The following is a 19,257-nucleotide window of genomic DNA, read 5'->3' as shown; positions in this document are numbered from 1 at the left end:
TGCTTGCACCGACTGGTCACACGCCGTGAAATTGCTCGTTGTCATTGTTAACTATCGCGTCACCCAGCTTGCGATTGATTGCCTGCACTCGGTCGCCAAGGAGATCGGCAGTGTTCCCGGCATCCATGTGGCGGTCTGCGAGAACGGATCGGGCGATGGTTCCGCCGAACGCATCCGGCGGGCGATCGACGATAATGGCTGGTCGTCCTGGTGCACGCTGAAGGCGCTCGAGGTCAATCTCGGATTTACCGGCGGCAACAATGCGATCCTGCGCCCGGCGCTGGAGGCGGTCGACAAGCCGCAATATTTCCTGCTGCTCAATTCCGATACGATCGTTCGGCCGAATGCCTTCAAGGCGCTCGTCGACTTCATGGACAACAATCCAAAAGTCGGCATCGCTGGCAGCCGCCTCGAAGAGCCGGACGGCACGCCGCAGCGGTCCGCGTTCCGCTTTCAATCGCCGCTGGGCGAATTCGAGGGCAGTCTCAAGCTCGGGCTTGTTAGCAAGCTGCTGAGCCGCTGGGTGGTGGCGCCGCCCGTGGTCGACCACGCTTTCGAGACCGATTGGGTGTCCGGCGCCAGCATGATCATCCGCCGCGAGACGATGGAAGCGACGGGACTGCTCGACGAAGGCTTCTTCACCTATTTCGATGACATCGACTATTGCTTCAATGCCAAGAAGCACGGCTGGCCGAGCTGGTACGTTCCCGCCAGCCGGGTCGTCCATCTCGTCGGTCAGTCGACCGGCGTGAACAACAAGCCCAAGCGTTTGCCACCCTATCTCCTGGAAGCACGCAGGCGTCATTTTCTAAAGAATTACGGCGCGCTCTACGCGGCCATGGTCGATATTTGCAGAATTGCAGGCCTGTCGCTCTGGCGGCTGCGGGTCATTCTCACCGGCAAGGAAGATACCACCCCTCCGCAGCACCTTTCCGATTCCATCCGCCACAGTGTTTTTTTCAAAGGCTTCAAGGTGACCGACGTCAAAAATCCGGCTCTGACCTCATGATTTTCAAAACCTACTCGGGGATTGCGTTATGGCCACCGGCGATGAGACTGATCGCCTAATAGCCATTTCTCAAAAAATTGCGGCCATACCAAGCTGGGCTTGTTGGGATTTCGAGCCAGGTTTCCGACTTAACCTTTTGCGCGGCTATCAAGCTTAACGCGCGAGTTGTGTTGCGGAGGTCCTGCGGAAAACTATGGTTGTTTGCGAGTTACCGAATTCGGCCAAATTGATTGCATGAAGTGCGGAGCATTGTGTGAAGCGCCAGCGTTTGAGCAAACCCAAGATCGTCCGCGAACTGCCCGAGAAATCGCTGAGCGACCGTTACGCTGAAGTGCTGAAGCTACGCCAGGCCGTCGTCCGCACCCAGGCCGCGTTGCGCTCGCCGGCCGACGTCAGCCGGCTTATCTCGAAGTAGCCCCTCATGCGTTCGCGCGTTGCCAGGCTGACGTATGTGTTTGCCATCGCCGTAGCCATGATCGGCTGGTCGTGGCTGCTTCTGCACAGCCTCGCTTGGGCGTTCGACTTCTAGGTGCGGTTCTAATCGCAGACTCGAACCGCGCGTTGCCGCCAGGCTCTGCCAGTCCAGGCCCGGCGTACCACATAGCAAGCGTTGCGATAGGCCCATGGACCGTACTCAGCATACTCGCCATAGCCGAACGGATAGTCATAGCCGTCGTCAAACGGATGGCCGTAGAGCCGCGCATAGCCAAAGCCGCTTGGATAGCCGATACCGGGAACGACAACAAGCGTGCCTGCCGTCGTGGCGTTCGGAACGGTGAGAAGCGCCAAGCCAACAGCGAACAAAACAGGCGATGCCTTACGCATATTCCGGCGTCCTTGTGCCATTGTGTGGAGCGGAACGTTGCAACGGAGCTGTGGCCAGATGGTCGATGAACTGGGCCCCGAATTCGCAGCCGATGCGCCACGCCAGCCGGCACAGCCGCGGGCGGCCGGTTGAAAGAATCAGTGTGAACTCCGCGGGCACATCAAGATTTTCGGCGATCACCCGCACGCCGCCATCAGATATGTCCGTAATCGTGCAATCGCGCGGCAAAGAGCCGACGCCTAGCTGAATCTTCGCCGCCCCATGACAGGAACGACGCTCGCTTTTTCGTCGATCCACAAGCACCCGACCCACCCGCATTTCTTGATTTTGTCTTTCGGCAATCTTATCGAAAATCCGTTCGACTTCGCCTAAGCGGGCAACCTGCAATCGATGATTTGCCTTATCGGAATGTTTACTGCCACCGGCACGGCTCGGCAAATCCCCCTGGTTTGCCGAGCCGAGGTAGGGTTAAGGATCCTATTATCTCGAAAGAAGCTTTGGCCTGGTGCAGAACGCCACGATGAAGAGACGAACTACCCTTCTTGCCGTTGCCGCCGCATGGGTCGCCATCACCGCGATTGCCTATGCCACGCTGACGCATGTCGGCTTCGTCTATGCCATCTATTTCAAGCTTGCGCCGTACCTGATGCGGCCGGCGATGCAGACCTATGCCCATTTCGAGCACGTCATCGCATTCGCTTTCGTGGGCGCCCTGTTCGGCTTCGCCTATCCCAGGCGACCAATCCTGGCTCTTGTCATCGTCATCGGCGCTGCGGCACTGCTCGAGATCCTCCAGACCGTGACACCGGACCGGCATGGCACACTGATCGACGCGCTGGAGAAAATGGCCGGCGGTGTGACCGGCATCGTCATCGCGAGGGCGGCCAGACGATTTTGGTCTGCCAAGGACAGCCCATCCTGAATTAACCCGATCTCCGGATTTAAAGCTGGCGTTAGAGCGCAAACGCTTCCGCAATGCGGCGCTGACAACGCAGTTCGATGCAACGTGTATCCAATTGTTATCCCCACCCTAGATTGACACAAATTAAAAGGATGTGATTATAGTAAACACAACCGACAATAAATTGGGGGGAATAATGCGGTTTGCATCACTACGCTTAATTGCTCTGGGAGCTACCTTTGCGCTGACGTCATTTGCGCGTCCCGCCGCGGCGGTCGTGACGTTCAATCAGGACTTGGCATCTGGCTGGACGCAGGGAACGGGCACCAGCAACGGCCATTTCACGGTGGATACCGAGGCAAATGGTGTTGAACTCGGATTGCGTGCCTCGCTCCGATTCGTCGGGCCGATCACGCCGAGCGGCAATCTCTACATCGCGCCGGTGGGCAGCACCCCGCCCGGCAGCGCATTGTGGAATTTCGAGTTTTCGGTCAATCCCGGTTCGCTGCTGGGCACCTATTCGGTGCTGACGATTACCGGTCCAGGGGGAGTATTATCGTTCAATCCGCAGATAATTCCAGACAATACGCCGCTCGGCGGTCCGCTCTATCAGAACAGCGAAAACCTGGGTTTTGCTTTTCTGGGAGGTCCGCTGAATTTCAATCCGAACGCGTCCGGCATCTATACCTTCGATCTCAAGCTCTTCAGCGCGCAGAATCAGCAATTGGGCGACGTGTCGATTCAGGTCAACGCCGTTCCCGAACCATCGACCTGGGCGATGCTGATCCTCGGATTCGCCGGCATTGGCTTCATGGCCTATAGGCGGAAGGTGCGGCCAGCCAACTTGGCTGCCTGAACCCCGAGCATCCCTCGAAAGCCGCCTTCGGGCGGCTTTTGTTTTGACCTCGGCCGGCTCAGGTCGCCTGCTGGCCCAAGACCCAGATCCACCAGAGGCCCACGGCAAGGTGAGGCCCGAACGAAATCGCCTGCTTGCCTTCAAGCTCGTGCCCTTCGGATTTCAGGATCAGGAGGCTGATCAGTGCGGAAGCCACCGCGATCAGCAGCAGACCGGGAATGCCCTCCATGCCGACCCAAAGGGTGCCGGCTGCGACAAACTTGACGTCGCCGAAGCCCAGGCCGTCAAAGCCCCGCAGCCAACGATAGGCGGCGCGGAACAGTGCCGCGGCCGCGAAGACCACGACAGCCTCCAGCCCGCACCACCAGAAATCCGTCGGGAGCCACAGCCAGGCCTGCAACGCGCCGCCGGCGGCGAGCGCCAGGACGATGCTGTCCGGAATGATGCCGTAGCGGCCGTCTATGGCGCACACGAAGGCCAGGAGAATGATGAGATAGCAGCCGGCGAAGGCCAGCGGCGGCCAACCCGGATCGCCTGCAAGGCCGCCGGCAAACCAGACTGCGCCGGCGATCAGACCCCATGCCACCGCAGCATATGGCCGCCCGGGCGTGCGCCAGCCCAGCGCCTCGCCGAAAAAACGGCTGGTCCGGTCACCGGTCTTGCGCAGCGCGCGCATCATCTGCCGCTCGCATGGAGCGGAACGGTCAGCTTTTCGCCCTGTCCCTCCAGAACGACGTGCTCCGGCGTCACCGCGGCAACGCGCCAGCCGTCGATCTGCCCATTGACCTCAACCCAGACGCCCAGGGGGCTTTGCGCCGAGATCAGGAATGCCTTTGCGATCCCATCGCTTATGAACACCCCTTTCAAGGAGAGTCCCGAATCCAGGGGCGCCATGGGCGGCGGCGCGGCAACCGGCTCGGCGGCAACAAAACCCTGCCGGTTTCGCGAGAACAGCGGGCGCTGGAGGATATTCTCGAACCCCCCGGCGCGGGCATTGGAGGGTTTGGCGGCCGCCCCGGCTCTGCCAAGCCATGCCGGAGCCGTGAACGTCGACAGCTCCAGCGAGATCAGCGCGCTGATCGTGACGACGCCGACCAACCCGATACAGGCCGCCAAACCCAGGATGAGGACGCGCGTGGCGGGCCGGAGCGCCGCCAATTCACTGCGGCTTGGCAAATCTGACCGCCCGAGCATCGCAGCGAGCCTGGCCGTCGCAAACTGCCGTGGCGAACCGGTCATGCCCGCCAACCGAAGCTGAACCATTTGCGTCAGCGACGTCATGGCGCGCGCTCCGCGGTCACCGGCCGGTGACCGGCTTGCTCGCTTGCCGGAGGCTGTGCGCCCTCCCGGATAGCGCCCTGAACCCGAAGTTCGGCTCTGATCGGGCCATCCTCGCCGTCCGCCAGGCTTCGGAACGAGGCCGTGGTGACAAACAACAGCGGCGTCTGGTTCTCGATCGTGGAGATCATATCCCTGATCGCCTTCAGCGGCCCCTCGAGCTCGACGCTGACGGCAACCATGTGTAGCGCCTGCGACCGGCTCCCCGGCAAGCCGCGGATGGCGAGCAGATTGACCCCGGCAGTCGCCGCCACTGATTTCAGGCTGGCCTGCAGATCGGCGCTGGCGACCCGCTCTTCGTTGCCGGCGAGGAAGGGATCACTGGTGCGCCCAACACTGCCGGCCGACTTCTTTGCCGCGCGCGCGACGGTCTGGAAGTGCGCGAGCTGCGCCGCATTGTCGGAGATCTCTTCGCCCCTGCCGGCAAAATGTCCGAGGATCGGCGCGACCAGAAAAATGAGAACGAAGAGGAGCGCGGCAGCGTTGAATGCCAGGAAGGGCGTCCCGCGCGCCAATTTCAGGTTCTGGATCATGGCGCGGTCCGAGATCGCGCCGCCGGCCGCGCCGAGCGGGCGCCGCGCAGCTTGAATGCGAGACTGAAGCGGTCCTTGCGCTCGTTCGCATCAGGCGTAATCGCCGACGTCAGGGTCGCGCCGGAAAACAACGGAGACTGGTCGATGATGCGGACGAGCCCCGCGGCATCGGCCGAAAAGCCCGATAACGTCACGGTGCCGTCGGCGATGCGGGTCTCGGTCAGGAACGTATGATCGGGCAGAATGCGCGACAGCTCGTCCCAGACGGCGAGCACGCCAGTCTCCGCCTTCATCGCGAACAAGCGCGCCGCGGGGTCCATCCCGTCGCGGCCATTCTGAGCGGATTGCCGCACCTCCGCCAATGCCGTCTCCAGCGCATCGGCGACGCTGGCCTGCCGCCATTCAAAAGCGGTCAGACCGAGCAGGACGGCAGCGAGCGCGCCGGCTGCGAGGAGCCGAACCGCCCGCAGCGCCCATGCGGGATCTTCGTCCCTGACGGTGCGGAATGTGATCACGGGCAATGCCTCGCCGTCCGCCCCTGCCACCGCCAGGCAGTCGACGTCCCCTGACGTCAGACCGAGTTCGGACAACGCCGCCTCGACACGATCGCGCCGGATGATCCAGTGGCACATCGGCACGACGCCGCCGGCTTCCTCGCCGACCGCGGTCGCGGCATGCCAGATGTCCGAAAGCTGGAACGGCGTTCGCCGCACGATGTCCTGCTCCAGAATCTTCGGCAGGGCGGCAATAGCCGCCTTGGGCACGCTCAGCTCGCGCAGAAAGAACAGCTCATGCGAGATCACCGGCGCGACGTTGGTCCCTTCCCGCGTCACGCCCTGCCCGGTGAACCACTGTTCGAGCGCGCCGGCATTGAAGTGAGAAACTGGAATTCGGATTTCCGCCGGGCCGGAGCCAGACTTCAGGCGGCACGTGACGCCATCGCCATCCCGCCAAAGCGTCACCTGCGGCCTTGTCTCGCCTTCGGCCCATACGCGCCAGCCTGCGGGAACCGCGTCGCGCAAACCCGACAGCCACCACTGTGCAAAGCCTTGGCCCCACGCGTTGAGGACGTGGAGGCCACCGGCGCGGGCTGGCAGATTGGCGACAGGCATGCTCGTCACATTCGATTCGAATGGACGAAGCCTATTTACTACTTCTTTACGAAGGGTAACGACCTGCCCCGGGGGGTGATGAGGTCAAGGTCTGGCCCGATCCTGCGTTGGCCGCTCAACCAAAATGTCGAAAACAACCCCATGCAAAGTAGCCGTCAAGGGGCTTGGCAGGCCGATCGGCTGACCTGATCTCATGAACCATGGCTCCGGTCGCGTGAGGCTTCAGCCGCCTCACAGCCGGCTTTAACTGCATTCAATTATCGGCTCATCTTGTTGTTCGGGCACGATATTTTTGAAAAACCGGTCAGGCATCAGCCCTGGCGCAGCGCAACGATCGTCGCAGGCTCGTTGCGCCGCTCGTCCTCAAATTCAACTTGGATCGAAACCAGATCCGGCGGCCGATTGGCGCGCAGCCAGTCGGCACGCCAGGCCGGCTTTACCTTCGGATCCCTGGTGCCGAAATAGCCGAGGCGGATGTCGCGCACGCCGCTGAGCACCACGACGCGGGCGGGGGCTGCTTCGGCACCCTCCTTCGGTCGGCCGCCCGTAAGCGCCACGATGTCGACGACGACATCGCCGCCGCTTCGCTGCAGGACGATCTTGTGCGGTCCCCCGCGCAGGGAACGCCCCTCGCTCAGTGCCACGAACGACAGTCCCTCCTGGCGTCCATCGAACCCGACGCCGTCCTTCGGGCCAGCCCCGTCAAACCGGACCGGGAGTGCCGACCCCACCAACGCGGCGACGGTCTGGATCGCGGCACTGGTCTCGCTTCCGATCTCGCTGGCATGGCTCGCGGCGAAGGCGCGCCGCCCCATCGTTAATCCGCCGGCGAGGAAGCCCGTCAGCACCGCCAGGATGGCAAGCGACAGTAACAGCTCAATCAGCGTCAACCCCTGCTCGCCCCTTCTGCGGGCAGCGACACGAGAGATCCGCCGGTTGCGCAACGCTGTTCTCATTGGCGTGCCTCCGGCGCCAGCTTCAGTGCCGCGAGCTTGGCGGCGGTGCCATCCGGCGCCTCAACCGCAATTTCAACCCAGTAGGATTTCAGGGCGCCATTTGCCTGCGGCGGCCGCACCCCTTGTTGCGGACGCGGGTCACTGGTGCGAACCTCCGTCACGGTCTGCCGCCAGCGGAATTTGTTGGCCACCAGGCCTTCACGAGTGCCCGGCGCCAGCGCCTCGGAAATACCAGCAGTTTCGAGGCGTGATTGCGCCACCCGGAGCGCCGTGCGGCTCGCTTGCGTGCGCGCATCGGAGCGCATCGCCACCACCACGCCCGTCGAAATCGCGCCCAGCCCCAGCGCCAGGATGACGAAGGCAACGAGGATTTCGATGAGCGCAAAGCCGCGCTCCCCCTTGCGCCTGACCAATATCCGCCCGGTCACCGCGCGCATCATTGCATCAACCGGGGTTCGCCGGTCAGCCAGTTGACGGCAATACGCGCCGACCGGCCATCCAGCGTCAGCGCGATTTCGCCACCGGACGACTGGCCGTCCGGATAGAATCTGATGCCGCCGAGATCGCCGACTCGTTCCGTCTCGGCCACCACGACCGCGGCCGTCATGCCGCGCGGCAGACTGTGCATCGAATTCGGCAGGCCGAAGTGGCCTTTTTCGACGTCGATACGGAACAGCGTTTCGGCATTGCTCGACATCGCCTGTGCGCGCGCGAGCTGGAGCGTTGCCGTCACCGAGCGCGCGGTGACGGCAACGCGGGTCGCCGTGGCCTTCGGCTTGGCGGACAGGGTGCCGGCCAGGACAAGGGCGATGATCCCGATAACCACGAGCAGCTCGGCCAGCGTGAACCCGGCTGACGATGGTGGATGGCGCTTCATTGGAAGGCGAGATTGTTGATCGACAGCACCGCGCTCATCACATGCATGATGAGCCCGCCGATGCTGCCGCCGATGAGCAGCGTCAAAGCCGGCGTCAGCAGGCCGACCATGCGCTCGATGCGGCGCTGCAAATCGGCCTCGATCACGCTCGCCACCTGAATGAGCATCGGCCCGAGCTGGCCGGACTCTTCGCCCACGGCGACGAGACGAAGCGATGCCGGCGGCAACACGCCGTCGCCGTCGAAGGCGCGGGACAGCGGCGTGCCTTCGGGAACACGCTTGATCGCGCCCTCATAAAGCGCATTGAGGTGCCGGTTGGTGACGAGCCCGCGCGCCGTCTGCATCGCCGACATCAGCGGCACCCGCGCGACCAGCAGCGTGCCGAGCGCCCGCGCAAAGCCGCCGGCCTCGCGATGTCGAACCAGTCCGCCGATCACCGGCAGCGAGCATTTCAGCCGGTCGGCCGCGAGCATGATTTCAGGATTCTGCTTCGCCTTGCCCCACAGCACGAAGCCAGCTGCGCCGAAGAGAGCGGCCGCGAGCAGGACAATCAGCCAGTTGTCCTGCAGCTCCTCGAAGAAATGCAGGATGCCCGGAAGCGGAAGCCCGGCATCGACGAAGATCGGCGAGATGCTCGGTATCAGCACGAACACGATGACGAGGACCGAGACCAGCGACATCAGGATCAGGATCATGGGATAGACGAGCGCCGATGTGATCTTGTTGCGGATCTCGAGCCGGCGCGCCAGCAGCTCGGCAATCTGCGTCAGCACCTGCCCGGTCACCCCGCCGGCTTCGCCGGCGGCCAGAATGGCGCGATAGTCTGATGGAAACACGTCCGGACGCTGCGCCATCGCCTCCGAAAGCTGCAGTCCGGCCAGAACATCCCTGAGCAAGCCATTGGCCAGGCGTGCAGTCTTCGGCGAGGCACCCGGGCCGGCGATGATGCGGAACGCGGCATCGAGCGTCAGTCCGGAATTGATCAGCGAAGCCAGTTCGACCGTGAACGCCGTCAGCTCCTTCAGGCCAAAACGATTCGACTGGATGAGCTCCCGCTTCCAGATCGAGGTTTCGGCCTCGCGCGCCGGATCAGACGGCGCGCCCGCGCGCTCCGTCGCCTGGTCAGCCATCGAGGTTTCAAACGGGGTCAGCCCCGAGCCGTAGAGCGTATCGATCGCCGCATCGAGGCCGTCGGCGACGATCGTCCCCGCCGTGACCGCGCCGCGCTCGGTGTAAGCCCTGTAGTGAAAGGTTGCCACGGCCGCCCCCGTCAGGACGCGCGGGTGACGCGAAGGACTTCTTCAAGCGAAGTCTCGCCGGCGCCGACCTTCACCAGGCCGTCCTCGTAGAGCGTGTGAAAGCCCGCCTCGCGCGCAATCTGTTCGATCGCGCGCTGATCCTGGCTTCGTCTGCCGATCGACTCGCGGATCGCGTCGTCGACAATAAGCAGCTCCGATATCGTCGTACGGCCGCTGTAGCCGGTATTGTTGCAGGCCTCGCAGCCGACCGGTTCCCGGCTGTGCGACCAGTCCACGGCAGGATAGGCCGATATCGCCAGCTTGAATTTGCCGTGAGCGCGCTCGCTCGCGCTGTGCAGCCGAGAGCAGACCGGGCAAAGCCGTCTGACGAGGCGCTGCGCCATCACGCCGGCAATCGTCGAGGCAAGAAGGTAACGTTCCAGCCCGATGTCGATCAGGCGCGTGATCGCGGCAATCGCGCTGTTGGTATGCAGCGTCGAGAACACCAAATGGCCGGTTAATGCCGCCTGGATCGCGATGCGCGCGGTTTCGAGGTCGCGGATTTCGCCGATCATGACGATGTCAGGGTCCTGGCGCAGGATCGAGCGAAGCGCGGTCGGGAAATCGAGACCGATCTGCGGCTGGACCTGGATCTGATTGATCCCGGAGAGCTGGTATTCGATCGGGTCTTCCACCGTGAACAGCTTCAGCTCGGGCCGATTGAGATCCTTCAGGGCCGTGTACAGCGTCGTCGTCTTGCCGCTGCCGGTCGGTCCGGTGACGAGGATGATACCGTTCGGAAGCGCCATCAAACGCCGAAGCGATCCTTGCGTCCGCCCATCGAGGCCGAGCTTGGTGAAATCCAGCTCCACCCGGGTTCGGTCGAGGATACGCATCACGACGCTTTCGCCGAACACCGTCGGCAGGGTCGAGACACGGATATCGATCTCGACGCCGCGGACCACCGTCTTGATACGACCGTCCTGTGGCAGGCGCCGCTCGGCGATGTCGAGCTTGGCCATGATCTTCATGCGCGTCGTTAGCGCCGCGCGCAGCGTCGCCGGCACCAGCCGCTCCTGCTGCAGGAAACCGTCGATGCGGTACCGGACAGCAACCGCATCGCGCCCCGGCTCGACATGCACGTCGGACGCGCCGCGCTCGACGGCACGTGCGATGATCTGGTTCACCAGGCGGATGACCGGCGCCTCATTGGCGATATCGCGCAGGCGCTCGACGTCGAACTCGCTGCCGTCGCCGCCGGGAAGCGTAAGGCCGTCAGTTTCCTCGGGCTGCGTCTCGCCCGCCGCATCCTGGTAGAGCCTGCGCAGGGCACGCTCGATCTCCGCCGGCGCGATCACGGCGAGATCGACGCGCACGTCCAGCATGTAGCCGATCGCCTTGGCGGCCTCATCGACAAAGGGATCGGCGGTTGCGATCAACAAACGCTGGCCGTCGAAGGAGACCGGCAGAACCCGGTTGGTCCTGAGGAAGCAAAGCTGCAGGCGGTCGGCCAGAACGGGCCGCGGTGGAACATCCGCCGGCTCGATCAGCGCCAGGCCGCAATAGGTGGCGTAGGCAAGACACAGGTCGGCCTCGGAGATCAGGCCGAGCTTGACCAGCACGTGGTCAAAACGCTCGCCGGCCGCGTCGGCAGCGCGTCGCGCACGGGCGATGGCAGCCGGATCGACCAGGTCTTTTTCAATCAGGAGATCGGAGAACGCCTGCGCGAAGCCGGCGTCTTTCGGGCCCGGCAATTCCGTTGCCCGGCCAAGCGGCGCGGCAGGGCGCAATAATTGCTGGATATCGAATGACATGCGCGCTCGGCAATCTCACGGGTCTAATGTCGGCGCGATTCTAGGAGGATTTTATTAACCAAAGCTTTGACGCTTTGTTTGTCATTCCCGGGTTAAGTATTTTGCCCGCGCAAGTATTTGCGCGGTCAGGCCACTTGGCCGCCCAGCAAGGCTTTTCCGACGTGGCAAACCGGCCAAAGGCGCAAACCGACCGATTTCCCCTCGCCTGCCGCCGGGAACGGGGTTTTGCGCTGGTCGCCGTGATCTGGACGTTGGGCCTGATTACGCTGCTCGGCATGGCCGTCATCGTCGGCGCCCGTTACCGCACCAAGACCTCGTCGAACTATGCCTCGGTGGCCGCAGCCGAGATGGCCGCGGAGAGCGCCGTCAACCTGGCGATTGCCACGGCGCTGGCCGCAACGCCGGAACAAGCCGTTAATTTTCCGCTGCGTTGCCGGTTGCCCGGCGGCGAGCGCGCCACGATCACGGTCGAGGAAGAAACCGGAAAAATCGACCTCAACACCGCGAGCGTAGCCGCGTTGACGCGCCTGTTCACCGCCCTCACCGGGGATCAGTCCAAGGGCACCCGGATCGCCGCAGAGATCATCGAATTCCGGAAGCCCAAGACACAGGCCGCACAGGCCACACCGGCCGCGGGACCCGCCGAGGCCCGCTTCAAGACCGTGATGCAACTGGATCAGATCGATGGTGTCTCGCCGCGATTGTTCCGCGCCGCGCTTCGCCATGTTACGGTTCGCTCGGGACGGCCTGAGCCCGATATCGAAGCCGCCTCTCCCGCCCTGCTCAGGCTGCTCAACGTCCAGCCGAAACAGACAGCCGGCAGGCGCGGGCTGCCCGTGAGCGGCAGCATGACCATCCGCGCTGACATCAGCGCCGCCGACGGCACCCGCTTCATCCGCGAGGCGCTGATCTCGCTGGACGGCGGCAACGGCCGCCCCTTCGTCATCCGCGAGTGGCGGCGCGGCGATATCGATCCGCGACAGGAGCGTCCCCAAGGCGCTGCGCGCGCGTGCCTGCGCCTTGGCGACGCGCCGGCAAGCTGACGACGAGCATTGATCGAACTGCAGCCACTAGGTTCTGCATCTACAAACCCGGCGGCGTCATGTGACTGGTGACTACGTCCGCTTTGCTCTTATAGCGACCAGGTTCATGCGGCAGCGCGGCATGTCGCGATGGCCATAAGCGGTCATTCGGACCTCAGGCGGGTGGCAATGCCGTTGTCGCGCGGCAGCGTAATGATGAACTCGGTAAAGACGCCAGGCTCAGTCTCGACGTCGATCCGGCCCCCGTGTTGCTTGACGATGATGTCATGGGTCATCGAGAGTCCGAGCCCCGTTCCTTCCCCTGTCGGCTTTGTGGTGAAGAAAGGATTGAAGATCTTTTCGCGTACTTCAGGCAGGATGCCGGTGCCGTTGTCGCGAATACGGATTTCGACTGTCGTGCCAAGGTTCCTCGTGGAAGCGCTGAGGACTGGTTCAAAGCTCTCGTCGCCCGTTTCGACCTTGCGCCTAGTCGCGGCATAGAAGCCGTTGGAAATTAGGTTGAGCAGCGCCCGTGTGATCTCCTGCGGATACAGCTCGACTGCTCCAGCGCGCGGGTCCAGGTTCTGCCGCAGCGTGATGGTGAAGCCTGACTTCTCTGCTCGCGCGCCGTGATAGGCGAGATTGAGGCTGTCCTCGACGATTGCATTGATATCGGCAGCCCGCTGCTCGCCGCTTCCCTCGCGCGAATGCAGCAGCATGTTCTTGACAATGGAGTCTGCGCGCTGGCCATGCTGCACCACCTTCTGCAGGTTTTCCTGCAGCAATCTGGTCAACTCATCGACCTCCTCCCGCATCTTGTCAGTCAGCGCGGCGCGTTTGAGCAGATCGTTCAGCTCGTCGGTCAGTTCCGCCGACAGCGCCGAGAAATTGTTGACGAAGTTGAGCGGGTTCTTGATCTCATGCGCGATGCCGGCGGTGAGCTGGCCGAGCGAAGCGAGTTTTTCTGTCTGCACCAGGCGATCCTGCGCGGTCCGGAGGTCGTCGAGGGATTGCGACAGCTCTCGCGTGCGCTGGCGCAGCTCGTTGAGCAGCCGCGTGTTCTCGATGGCGATCACCGCTTGTGCCGCGAAATGTTCCAGCAACTCGACCTGCTTGTCGCTGAACTCTTGCACCTCCTTGCGGTAGACGGCAAAGGCGCCGACAAGCTCGCTCTCCTTGAGCATCGGCACAATCAGAACGGTGCGGGCTGCGGCGACCTTGTAGATCAGATCGTCAGGATGCTCTGTCGCAATATCGGCAATGTGAACCAGCGCCTTGGTCTCGACGAGGCGCCGCAGCGAAGGCGCCCCATCAAACGGCGCGATGAAGTGTGGCGGCGTTTCCTGGTCGGGCGCATACAATTGCGGCACGTTTTGCGCGGCCATTCGCGCCACCCGCCGCAACCTGTCGCCTTCGTACAGGAGCAGCGTCCCAAAACTGGCGCGGCAAATGCGCACCGCATTTTCCAGCATGGCCTCGAACACCGGCCCAAGCTCGCCAGGCGAACTCGCGATGACCTTCAATATCTCGGCCGTAGCCGCTTGCTGCTCGCGGGCCTCCTGCAACTCTTTGGTCACATCGGAGATCGGAGAAATGCGGCGCCTATTTTTAATGGGCTTTTTGCGGCCGCCCATAGAGCTCGCCTTGCGGGTTTTCGCCGCGCTCCTCTTGCCTCTCGTTTTTGATGGCCGCGTCATATTTCCCCTGGGGGTCAGGAGGCGCATCTTATCGGGTCAGGCCACAATTCTGGAAGGGCAGGTATAGCCAGAACTACCCCTTGCCAAACGGCCAGGCCGATGTCGGCTCTGGGGTCATTTTTCGACAGTTTCACCAGAGATGGTCGGCTGGCTGATGTCCGTTTCTACCCGTAAGCGTCCAACCGGGGCCTGCCCGGAAGCGTTGCGTCTGGCCAGACCCCAGTGATTCAAGCTTTCAAACTGGGGGTTCGAATCATGCGCCACGAACTCGCCGATTGGCAGGATCAAACAATGTCGTTTGCCAACGCACTACGACAGACTTGCGGGAAACTACCTTGCCTTTGTCCAACTCGCATCTATTCGGCCATGGCCGGCCGCGCGTGTGAGTCCAGGCCTAGCCCTTTGAATTCAGCACCACCGGCGGTGGAGGCGGCGGCGGCCGGACCGAGCCTTCGAGCTTCAGGCGCTCCTCGACGACGGCAGGGCCCGGCTCCATCACCATGCAGCCTTTGTAACGCTGCAGATCCGACAGCGCGTCGAGCCGCCTGCGTTCATCGATCAGCTGCTTGGGTGCATCCAGCGGGTAACGCTCGTAGCCGTAGCCGGCGAGCGGCCCCGCCGCCAGCCAATACTCCAGCAGGGCGGCACGCCGCGCCGAGTAGCGGAAGGAAGCCGCGATGCCGTTGCAGCTCATGGATTCATCGACCGGCAGCAGCGCATAGGGCGGCGGCGGTTCGACGATCGGATAGGCATAGGTCACGCAGCCGGCCAGCGCACAGCCCATGCCGGACAACAGCAAAAAATTCCGCAAGAGGGCTGTCGCTCGCTTCGTCACTGCGACGTTATCCGCTGAAACGTGTTGGCCGGCGTACGCTCGCGCGTGGTCGTGTGCGGCATATAGACGTGCATCTTGCGGCGGTATTCTTCCGTCGCGAGGCGGCTTTCCGTGCCGTCGCGGACGACCTTGGGCGTGATCAGGATGACGAGCTCGGTCTTCTGAACCTGGTCGCCCCGGTTGGAGAACGCGGCGCCGAGGCCGGGTATGTCGCCGAGCAGCGGAATCTGGTTGCTGGTCTTGTTGGCCTGCTCCTGGATCATGCCGCCGAGCGCGAGCACCTCGCCGTCGTTCACCACGACGGTGGTCTTCACGCGCCGCTGCTGGATGGTCGGCGAGTCGATACCGGATGAAGTGGTCTTCACCACGGCGCTGACTTCCTGCTCGATCTCGAGCTGCACCCTTCCGCTCTCGTTGATGCGCGGCGTCACCGACAGGATCACGCCGGTGTCCTGCATGGTGATCGAGTTGACGATCGCGGTTTGCGCCGTCACGGTGCTGGTTGCGGTCTGGGTGGTGATCGGCACCTGGTCGCCGATCTGCAGCCGCGCCGTCTTGTTATCCAGCACCATCAGCGACGGCGTCGAAATGACGTTGACGCGGGTAATCGCGTTCAGTGCGCTGAGCGTCGACGCTATGCTGGCAGCGTTGACGGCATAATTGAAGCCTGGGAAAACCGATGCCACGCCGCCGGTCACTGCGTTCGTGAATGTGGCGGTCGGGGTGCGGTTCTTCTGCAGCTGCCATTGCACGCCATATTGCAGCTTGTCGTTCAGTGTCACCTCGGCGATGACGGCTTCGATCAAGACCTGGCTCGGGACGACATCAAGCCCCTGAATGACGCGGAGCACGCGCTGGTAGTCGCGCTCATTGGCCATGATGAGGAGCGAGTTCTTGGTCTCGTCCGCCACGATCTTCAGCGGCGGTTCCTCGATCTGCCGATTTGACGACGCAGGCGACGAAGACAGCTCTGTGGATTCCGCCGCCAGTGCATCCGGTTCGTTGTTCAAGGCGCGCTGCAGGCTTTGCAGATCGTTTCCAGGGGTAAGTCCGCCACGCAGACCGGTTGCACCGGCCTGATCGATCTCCGACATCGTGCCGCCAGGCCCCGGCTGTCTGGCCGAGCTTGTTGAGAAGCCCGTCTGCTTCGCCCGCGGCGAAACGCTGCGCGTCGGCTGCTTCACCACCTTCAGCTCGTTCGAGAACATCGACTGCAGCACGCCGGCGAGCTCGGTCACGGGGCGGTTCTGCACCTGATAGAAGTGAAGCTGCCGCTCGGAGCCGGCCGCTTTGGCATCGAGCCGCCTGATCCAGGTTTGCGCCTTGGGCAGATAGCTCGGCTGCGAGGTCACGACCAGGATGGCGCCAAGCCGGGTATTGGCGATGAACCTGACGCGGCCCTTGAGCGGCCCCTCTTTCTCAGCCGCGAATATCGCCTTCAGTTCGTCGACCATTTTTTCAGGCTGCGCGGTCTTCACCGGAACGACGGCAAACGACATGCCCTTCATGACGTCGACGTCGAACACCGAAATCGAGTCCAGCATGCCCTCGATTTCCGCCGGAGAGCCCCTGAGCGCGAGAATGTTGCGCGCATCATCGGCCTGCACGATCGCGCCCTTCGGCACCATCGGCTCCAGCACGCGGGCGACTTCCGTCGCGGCGACGTATTTGAGAGAGACGACGCGAATGCCGTTGCCGGCAACGGCGCTGTCAGCCGGGCCATCGCCGGTCGCAATCACGCCCGTGGCAGCCTGGTCGGCCGGCGCGATCCGGTAGGTGCCACGGCTTTGCACCAGCACCGCGCCAATCGGCGTCAGCGCGGTCTGAAACATCTCCAGCGCCTCGGCCTTGCTGACCGGACGCGTCGTCTGCACTGAAATGACGCCATCGACGCGCGGGTCGACGACGTAGTTCACGCCGATCATGTCGCCGAGCACGGTCTTCGCGGCTTGCTGAAGCGGCACGCTCGCCAGGTTGAGCACCACATTGCCATCGGCGCCCGCGGCCCTCCGCTTCGAATATAGCCCGCCGATCATGCTGCCGCTGCCGCCGTCCATGACGCCGACGGCTTGCGATGAAGGAGACGGAAGCGGCACGGCGCCGGTGGGACCGCCGTCATAGGCCGCGTAGGTTTGTTCGAGGGAGACCGGCTGTCCGGCCAATCTCGGCTGGGCCACGGTGGTCAACGGCGTCGCGGTGGGGGTGCTGCAGCCCGATACAACAAGTGTGGCCGCCCAACAGGCGGCTAACCTCGTCGCAAGGCTACGAGAATGCAACAAAGGAAAAATCCCCAAATACAAACTTTGCGCCGATACGATTTTGGCGCGTAAATATTCGGTAAAACATCATGGTTAATCGACAGTAAATCCGCCGGAACATTGATGTTTTCGGCCTGAAAAACTCCGGGAAATACCTGCCGCGACGGATGATTCGGGGATAATCGGACCGTTTCGGCCCCATCAAAATAAAAGCTGCCGTCGCGTATTTCTGCGGGGCCTATCGGAGCGAGCGCTGCGGCTGGCTCGGTCAGGACAAAGCTGCTAGATTTAATTCGTGGCCTTGCCCTGCAGGCCCCCGAGTCAGGAAGTACGTCAGGAAACAGGCCAGGAAGACGGTATGACGAACCTTGTCGCAGCTCCCGCAAGCGAGACCTTTTCAATCGTCGGCACCTGCATCAACTGCACGGCGCCGGCCAGCCTGCTGGCGACAATGACTGTCATCGCGATCGGTGTCGTGCTGGCCTTGCGCTCCGCGCGTTATCGCGCCGGCAAGGCCTAAAGCCGAGCGCGATTCATCAAACGAGATCGTCGGTGTCGTATTCGACGAACTTCTTGTAGATCCAGCGCCTGCCGTCGTGCCGGCGCCATACCTTGCCCCACAAGAGCCGACCCGTGATCGACCGCCTCGGCATGATCACGGTCCAGAGATGCCAGGTATCTGCCCAGGCCCGTTCGGGGTTGAATGAGGCGACCTGAAAGGGATTATCACGGCTCATCGGACTGAACTCCGGAAGGCAATCACGCCGACGTGCGGCGTTCACGCCTCAACTTCTCGGGGACGAAGCGACGATACCTCCGCTGTCACGCAGGCGAGCTTGCGCCGGAGTTCGCATACTTCCCGATATTTTTGCGCGAGATCGTCGGGCCGAGCCGGCGGTTTGCGCTTGATGAGGATTTTCCGACGCGGGCGATTTTGCTTCATGCCGCATCATAGCTTCGCATTTAAATCGCTCAATCAAAGCCGCGAATTAAGCTAACCCGTCAACCTTACCCGGTCGCATTCAACCTCAGCGCGCATACGGTTCCCACGCGGTCTCATTCATGCACCGCTGCGCGTGGAACCCGCAAATTGACGGGTCAAATCGAATAAACCATTCTGCGACGAAATGCCGGCACGGCCTCGCGCGTTCGCGCCATTTCATGTAGTGAATAGCGGTAAACCTATTAATCTCAACGTTTTGAATGGCACATTAATGCGCGCAGTATTGCTGGCCGGAGGCCTGGGAACCCGCTTTGCCGAGGAAACCGACGTTCGTCCCAAGCCGATGATCGAGATCGGCGGCAAGCCGATCCTGTGGCACATCATGAAGATCTACTCCAGCCACGGCATCAACGACTTCATCATCTGCCTCGGCTACAAGGGCTACGTCATCAAGGAATATTTCTCCAACTACTTCCTGCATCAGTCGAACGTCACCTTCGACTTGCGCGAAAACCGGATGGAGGTTCTGGAGAAGCACGCCGAGCCGTGGCGGGTGACGCTGATTGACACCGGCGAAGAGACGATGATCGGCGGCCGCATCAAGCGCATCCTGCCCTATATCGGCGATGACGATGCCTTCTGTCTGACCTATGGCGACGGCGTCGCCGATATCAACATCACCGAAAGCATCGCCTTCCACCGCCGTGAGGGGCGCCTGGCGACCGTGACCGGCACGCAGCCGCCCGGTCGCTTCGGCGCCATCAACCATCAGGGCCCCCGAGTCACCGGCTTCCAGGAAAAGCCGCGCGGCGACGGCAACTGGATCAATGGCGGCTTCTTCGTGCTCTCGCCAAAGGTCGGCGATTACATCAAGGGCGACGCGACGGTCTGGGAAAAGGAGCCGATGGAGGATCTGGCAAAAGAAGGCCAGCTCAGCGTCTTCCTCCACGACGGCTTCTGGCACCCGATGGATACGCTGCGGGATAAGCGATATTTGGAAGATCTTTGGTCAAGCAATAAAGCTCCCTGGAAGAAATGGTAA

21 protein-coding genes and 1 pseudogene are annotated in these 19,257 nt (G+C 62.7%); 7 read left to right on the top strand and 15 right to left on the bottom strand.

All coding sequences use genetic code 11. From position 1 onward, the window contains the following. Positions 1–25 precede the first annotated feature (25 nt). The gene (locus QA643_RS10770) at positions 26–1,009 is read left to right on the top strand and encodes a glycosyltransferase family 2 protein (RefSeq protein WP_283033141.1); all 984 of its coding nucleotides are present in this window, start codon (positions 26–28) and stop codon (positions 1,007–1,009) included. A 253-nt stretch (positions 1,010–1,262) separates the two neighbouring features. After that, on the top strand, positions 1,263–1,424 hold the full coding sequence (locus QA643_RS10765; protein WP_283033140.1) for a hypothetical protein: 162 nt from the start codon (positions 1,263–1,265) through the stop codon (positions 1,422–1,424). A 122-nt stretch (positions 1,425–1,546) separates the two neighbouring features. Here QA643_RS10765 and QA643_RS10760 read toward each other — a convergent pair whose 3' ends face one another. Continuing rightward, positions 1,547–1,834 (bottom strand): hypothetical protein, encoded by a 288-nt coding sequence (locus QA643_RS10760; RefSeq protein ID WP_283033139.1) that lies wholly within the window; start codon positions 1,832–1,834, stop codon positions 1,547–1,549. Between the two features lie 61 nt (positions 1,835–1,895). Beyond that, positions 1,896–2,153: pseudogene (locus QA643_RS10755) on the bottom strand (PilZ domain-containing protein); the annotation flags it as partial. Positions 2,154–2,355: 202 nt separating this feature from the next. Between QA643_RS10755 and QA643_RS10750 the strand changes: the two are divergent. Both QA643_RS10750 and QA643_RS10745 read left to right on the top strand, forming a co-directional pair. Further along, positions 2,356–2,757: a VanZ family protein gene (locus QA643_RS10750; RefSeq protein WP_283033137.1), complete on the top strand. Its 402-nt coding sequence runs from the start codon at positions 2,356–2,358 to the stop codon at positions 2,755–2,757. 175 nt (positions 2,758–2,932) lie between these two features. Beyond that, entirely contained in the window at positions 2,933–3,592 is a 660-nt protein-coding gene (locus tag QA643_RS10745) for a PEPxxWA-CTERM sorting domain-containing protein (protein WP_283033136.1), read from the top strand. 58 nt (positions 3,593–3,650) lie between these two features. Here QA643_RS10745 and QA643_RS10740 read toward each other — a convergent pair whose 3' ends face one another. The 9 genes from QA643_RS10740 to QA643_RS10700 all read right to left on the bottom strand — a co-directional run bounded on the left by QA643_RS10740 (position 3,651) and on the right by QA643_RS10700 (position 11,460). After that, a complete protein-coding gene (locus QA643_RS10740) occupies positions 3,651–4,271 on the bottom strand; it encodes an A24 family peptidase (protein WP_283033135.1) in 621 nt (206 codons plus the stop codon). After that, positions 4,268–4,873, bottom strand: a complete 606-nt coding sequence (locus tag QA643_RS10735; protein ID WP_283033134.1) for a hypothetical protein — start codon at positions 4,871–4,873, stop codon at positions 4,268–4,270. Before QA643_RS10735 ends, QA643_RS10740 begins: the two co-directional genes overlap by 4 nt. Continuing rightward, on the bottom strand, positions 4,870–5,463 hold the full coding sequence (gene gspM / locus QA643_RS10730; RefSeq protein WP_283033133.1) for a type II secretion system protein GspM: 594 nt from the start codon (positions 5,461–5,463) through the stop codon (positions 4,870–4,872). The genes QA643_RS10735 and gspM overlap by 4 nt, the downstream gene beginning before the upstream one ends. Beyond that, positions 5,460–6,575 (bottom strand): PilN domain-containing protein, encoded by a 1,116-nt coding sequence (locus QA643_RS10725; RefSeq protein WP_283033132.1) that lies wholly within the window; start codon positions 6,573–6,575, stop codon positions 5,460–5,462. The genes gspM and QA643_RS10725 overlap by 4 nt, the downstream gene beginning before the upstream one ends. 311 nt (positions 6,576–6,886) lie before the next feature. Beyond that, entirely contained in the window at positions 6,887–7,531 is a 645-nt protein-coding gene (locus QA643_RS10720) for a prepilin-type N-terminal cleavage/methylation domain-containing protein (protein ID WP_283033131.1), read from the bottom strand. Beyond that, positions 7,528–7,968, bottom strand: a complete 441-nt coding sequence (locus QA643_RS10715; protein ID WP_283033130.1) for a prepilin-type N-terminal cleavage/methylation domain-containing protein — start codon at positions 7,966–7,968, stop codon at positions 7,528–7,530. The genes QA643_RS10720 and QA643_RS10715 overlap by 4 nt, the downstream gene beginning before the upstream one ends. After that, entirely contained in the window at positions 7,968–8,408 is a 441-nt protein-coding gene (locus QA643_RS10710) for a GspH/FimT family pseudopilin (RefSeq protein WP_283033129.1), read from the bottom strand. Before QA643_RS10710 ends, QA643_RS10715 begins: the two co-directional genes overlap by 1 nt. Beyond that, the gene (locus QA643_RS10705) at positions 8,405–9,667 is read right to left on the bottom strand and encodes a type II secretion system F family protein (protein ID WP_283033128.1); all 1,263 of its coding nucleotides are present in this window, start codon (positions 9,665–9,667) and stop codon (positions 8,405–8,407) included. Before QA643_RS10705 ends, QA643_RS10710 begins: the two co-directional genes overlap by 4 nt. Before the next feature lie 11 nt (positions 9,668–9,678). Continuing rightward, the gene (locus QA643_RS10700; RefSeq protein ID WP_283033127.1) at positions 9,679–11,460 is read right to left on the bottom strand and encodes a GspE/PulE family protein; all 1,782 of its coding nucleotides are present in this window, start codon (positions 11,458–11,460) and stop codon (positions 9,679–9,681) included. 275 nt (positions 11,461–11,735) lie between these two features. Between QA643_RS10700 and QA643_RS10695 the strand changes: the two genes are divergently transcribed. Next, positions 11,736–12,503: a type II secretion system protein GspK gene (locus QA643_RS10695; protein ID WP_283033126.1), complete on the top strand. Its 768-nt coding sequence runs from the start codon at positions 11,736–11,738 to the stop codon at positions 12,501–12,503. A gap of 143 nt (positions 12,504–12,646) precedes the next feature. On the opposite strand, the gene QA643_RS10690 is transcribed toward QA643_RS10695, so the two are convergent. The 3 genes from QA643_RS10690 to gspD form a co-directional block, all read right to left on the bottom strand. Then, entirely contained in the window at positions 12,647–14,179 is a 1,533-nt protein-coding gene (locus tag QA643_RS10690; RefSeq protein WP_349253263.1) for an ATP-binding protein, read from the bottom strand. A 394-nt stretch (positions 14,180–14,573) separates the two neighbouring features. After that, positions 14,574–14,990, bottom strand: coding sequence for a hypothetical protein (locus QA643_RS10685; RefSeq protein WP_283033124.1), 417 nt, complete (start codon positions 14,988–14,990; stop codon positions 14,574–14,576). Between the two features lie 20 nt (positions 14,991–15,010). Continuing rightward, positions 15,011–17,191, bottom strand: a complete 2,181-nt coding sequence (gspD, locus tag QA643_RS10680) for a type II secretion system secretin GspD (RefSeq protein WP_283034770.1) — start codon at positions 17,189–17,191, stop codon at positions 15,011–15,013. 439 nt (positions 17,192–17,630) lie between these two features. Here gspD and QA643_RS10675 point away from each other — a divergent pair, with 439 nt between their 5' ends. Then, the gene (locus QA643_RS10675) at positions 17,631–17,792 is read left to right on the top strand and encodes a hypothetical protein (RefSeq protein WP_283033123.1); all 162 of its coding nucleotides are present in this window, start codon (positions 17,631–17,633) and stop codon (positions 17,790–17,792) included. A gap of 16 nt (positions 17,793–17,808) precedes the next feature. Here the strand turns inward: QA643_RS10675 and QA643_RS10670 are convergent, their stop codons facing one another. Further along, positions 17,809–18,009, bottom strand: coding sequence for a hypothetical protein (locus QA643_RS10670; RefSeq protein ID WP_283033122.1), 201 nt, complete (start codon positions 18,007–18,009; stop codon positions 17,809–17,811). Positions 18,010–18,486: 477 nt separating this feature from the next. On the opposite strand from QA643_RS10670, the gene rfbF reads away from it, so the two are divergent. Continuing rightward, positions 18,487–19,257, top strand: a complete 771-nt coding sequence (gene rfbF / locus QA643_RS10665) for a glucose-1-phosphate cytidylyltransferase (protein ID WP_283033121.1) — start codon at positions 18,487–18,489, stop codon at positions 19,255–19,257.

Source organism: Bradyrhizobium sp. CB3481 (assembly GCF_029714305.1).
GTDB lineage: Bacteria > Pseudomonadota > Alphaproteobacteria > Rhizobiales > Xanthobacteraceae > Bradyrhizobium.
The sequence above is the reverse complement of the archived record's forward strand: the minus strand, read 5'-3'. Positions and strand labels throughout refer to the sequence as shown.

Bases quoted from the DNA above. Each gene is read 5' to 3' on its own strand.
- QA643_RS10735 (WP_283033134.1), bottom strand. From the start codon at position 4,873: ATGACGTCGCTGACGCAAATGGTTCAGCTTCGGTTGGCGGGCATGACC.
- QA643_RS10670 (WP_283033122.1), bottom strand. From the start codon at position 18,009: ATGAGCCGTGATAATCCCTTTCAGGTCGCCTCATTCAACCCCGAACGG.
- QA643_RS10750 (WP_283033137.1), top strand. From the start codon at position 2,356: ATGAAGAGACGAACTACCCTTCTTGCCGTTGCCGCCGCATGGGTCGCC.
- QA643_RS10710 (WP_283033129.1), bottom strand. From the start codon at position 8,408: ATGAAGCGCCATCCACCATCGTCAGCCGGGTTCACGCTGGCCGAGCTG.
- QA643_RS10700 (WP_283033127.1), bottom strand. From the start codon at position 11,460: ATGTCATTCGATATCCAGCAATTATTGCGCCCTGCCGCGCCGCTTGGC.
- QA643_RS10745 (WP_283033136.1), top strand. From the start codon at position 2,933: ATGCGGTTTGCATCACTACGCTTAATTGCTCTGGGAGCTACCTTTGCG.
- QA643_RS10690 (WP_349253263.1), bottom strand. From the start codon at position 14,179: ATGACGCGGCCATCAAAAACGAGAGGCAAGAGGAGCGCGGCGAAAACC.
- QA643_RS10715 (WP_283033130.1), bottom strand. From the start codon at position 7,968: ATGCGCGCGGTGACCGGGCGGATATTGGTCAGGCGCAAGGGGGAGCGC.
- QA643_RS10675 (WP_283033123.1), top strand. From the start codon at position 17,631: ATGACGAACCTTGTCGCAGCTCCCGCAAGCGAGACCTTTTCAATCGTC.
- QA643_RS10695 (WP_283033126.1), top strand. From the start codon at position 11,736: ATGGCCGTCATCGTCGGCGCCCGTTACCGCACCAAGACCTCGTCGAAC.
- QA643_RS10720 (WP_283033131.1), bottom strand. From the start codon at position 7,531: ATGAGAACAGCGTTGCGCAACCGGCGGATCTCTCGTGTCGCTGCCCGC.
- QA643_RS10725 (WP_283033132.1), bottom strand. From the start codon at position 6,575: ATGCCTGTCGCCAATCTGCCAGCCCGCGCCGGTGGCCTCCACGTCCTC.
- rfbF (WP_283033121.1), top strand. From the start codon at position 18,487: ATGCGCGCAGTATTGCTGGCCGGAGGCCTGGGAACCCGCTTTGCCGAG.
- gspM (WP_283033133.1), bottom strand. From the start codon at position 5,463: ATGATCCAGAACCTGAAATTGGCGCGCGGGACGCCCTTCCTGGCATTC.
- QA643_RS10740 (WP_283033135.1), bottom strand. From the start codon at position 4,271: ATGATGCGCGCGCTGCGCAAGACCGGTGACCGGACCAGCCGTTTTTTC.
- QA643_RS10760 (WP_283033139.1), bottom strand. From the start codon at position 1,834: ATGCGTAAGGCATCGCCTGTTTTGTTCGCTGTTGGCTTGGCGCTTCTC.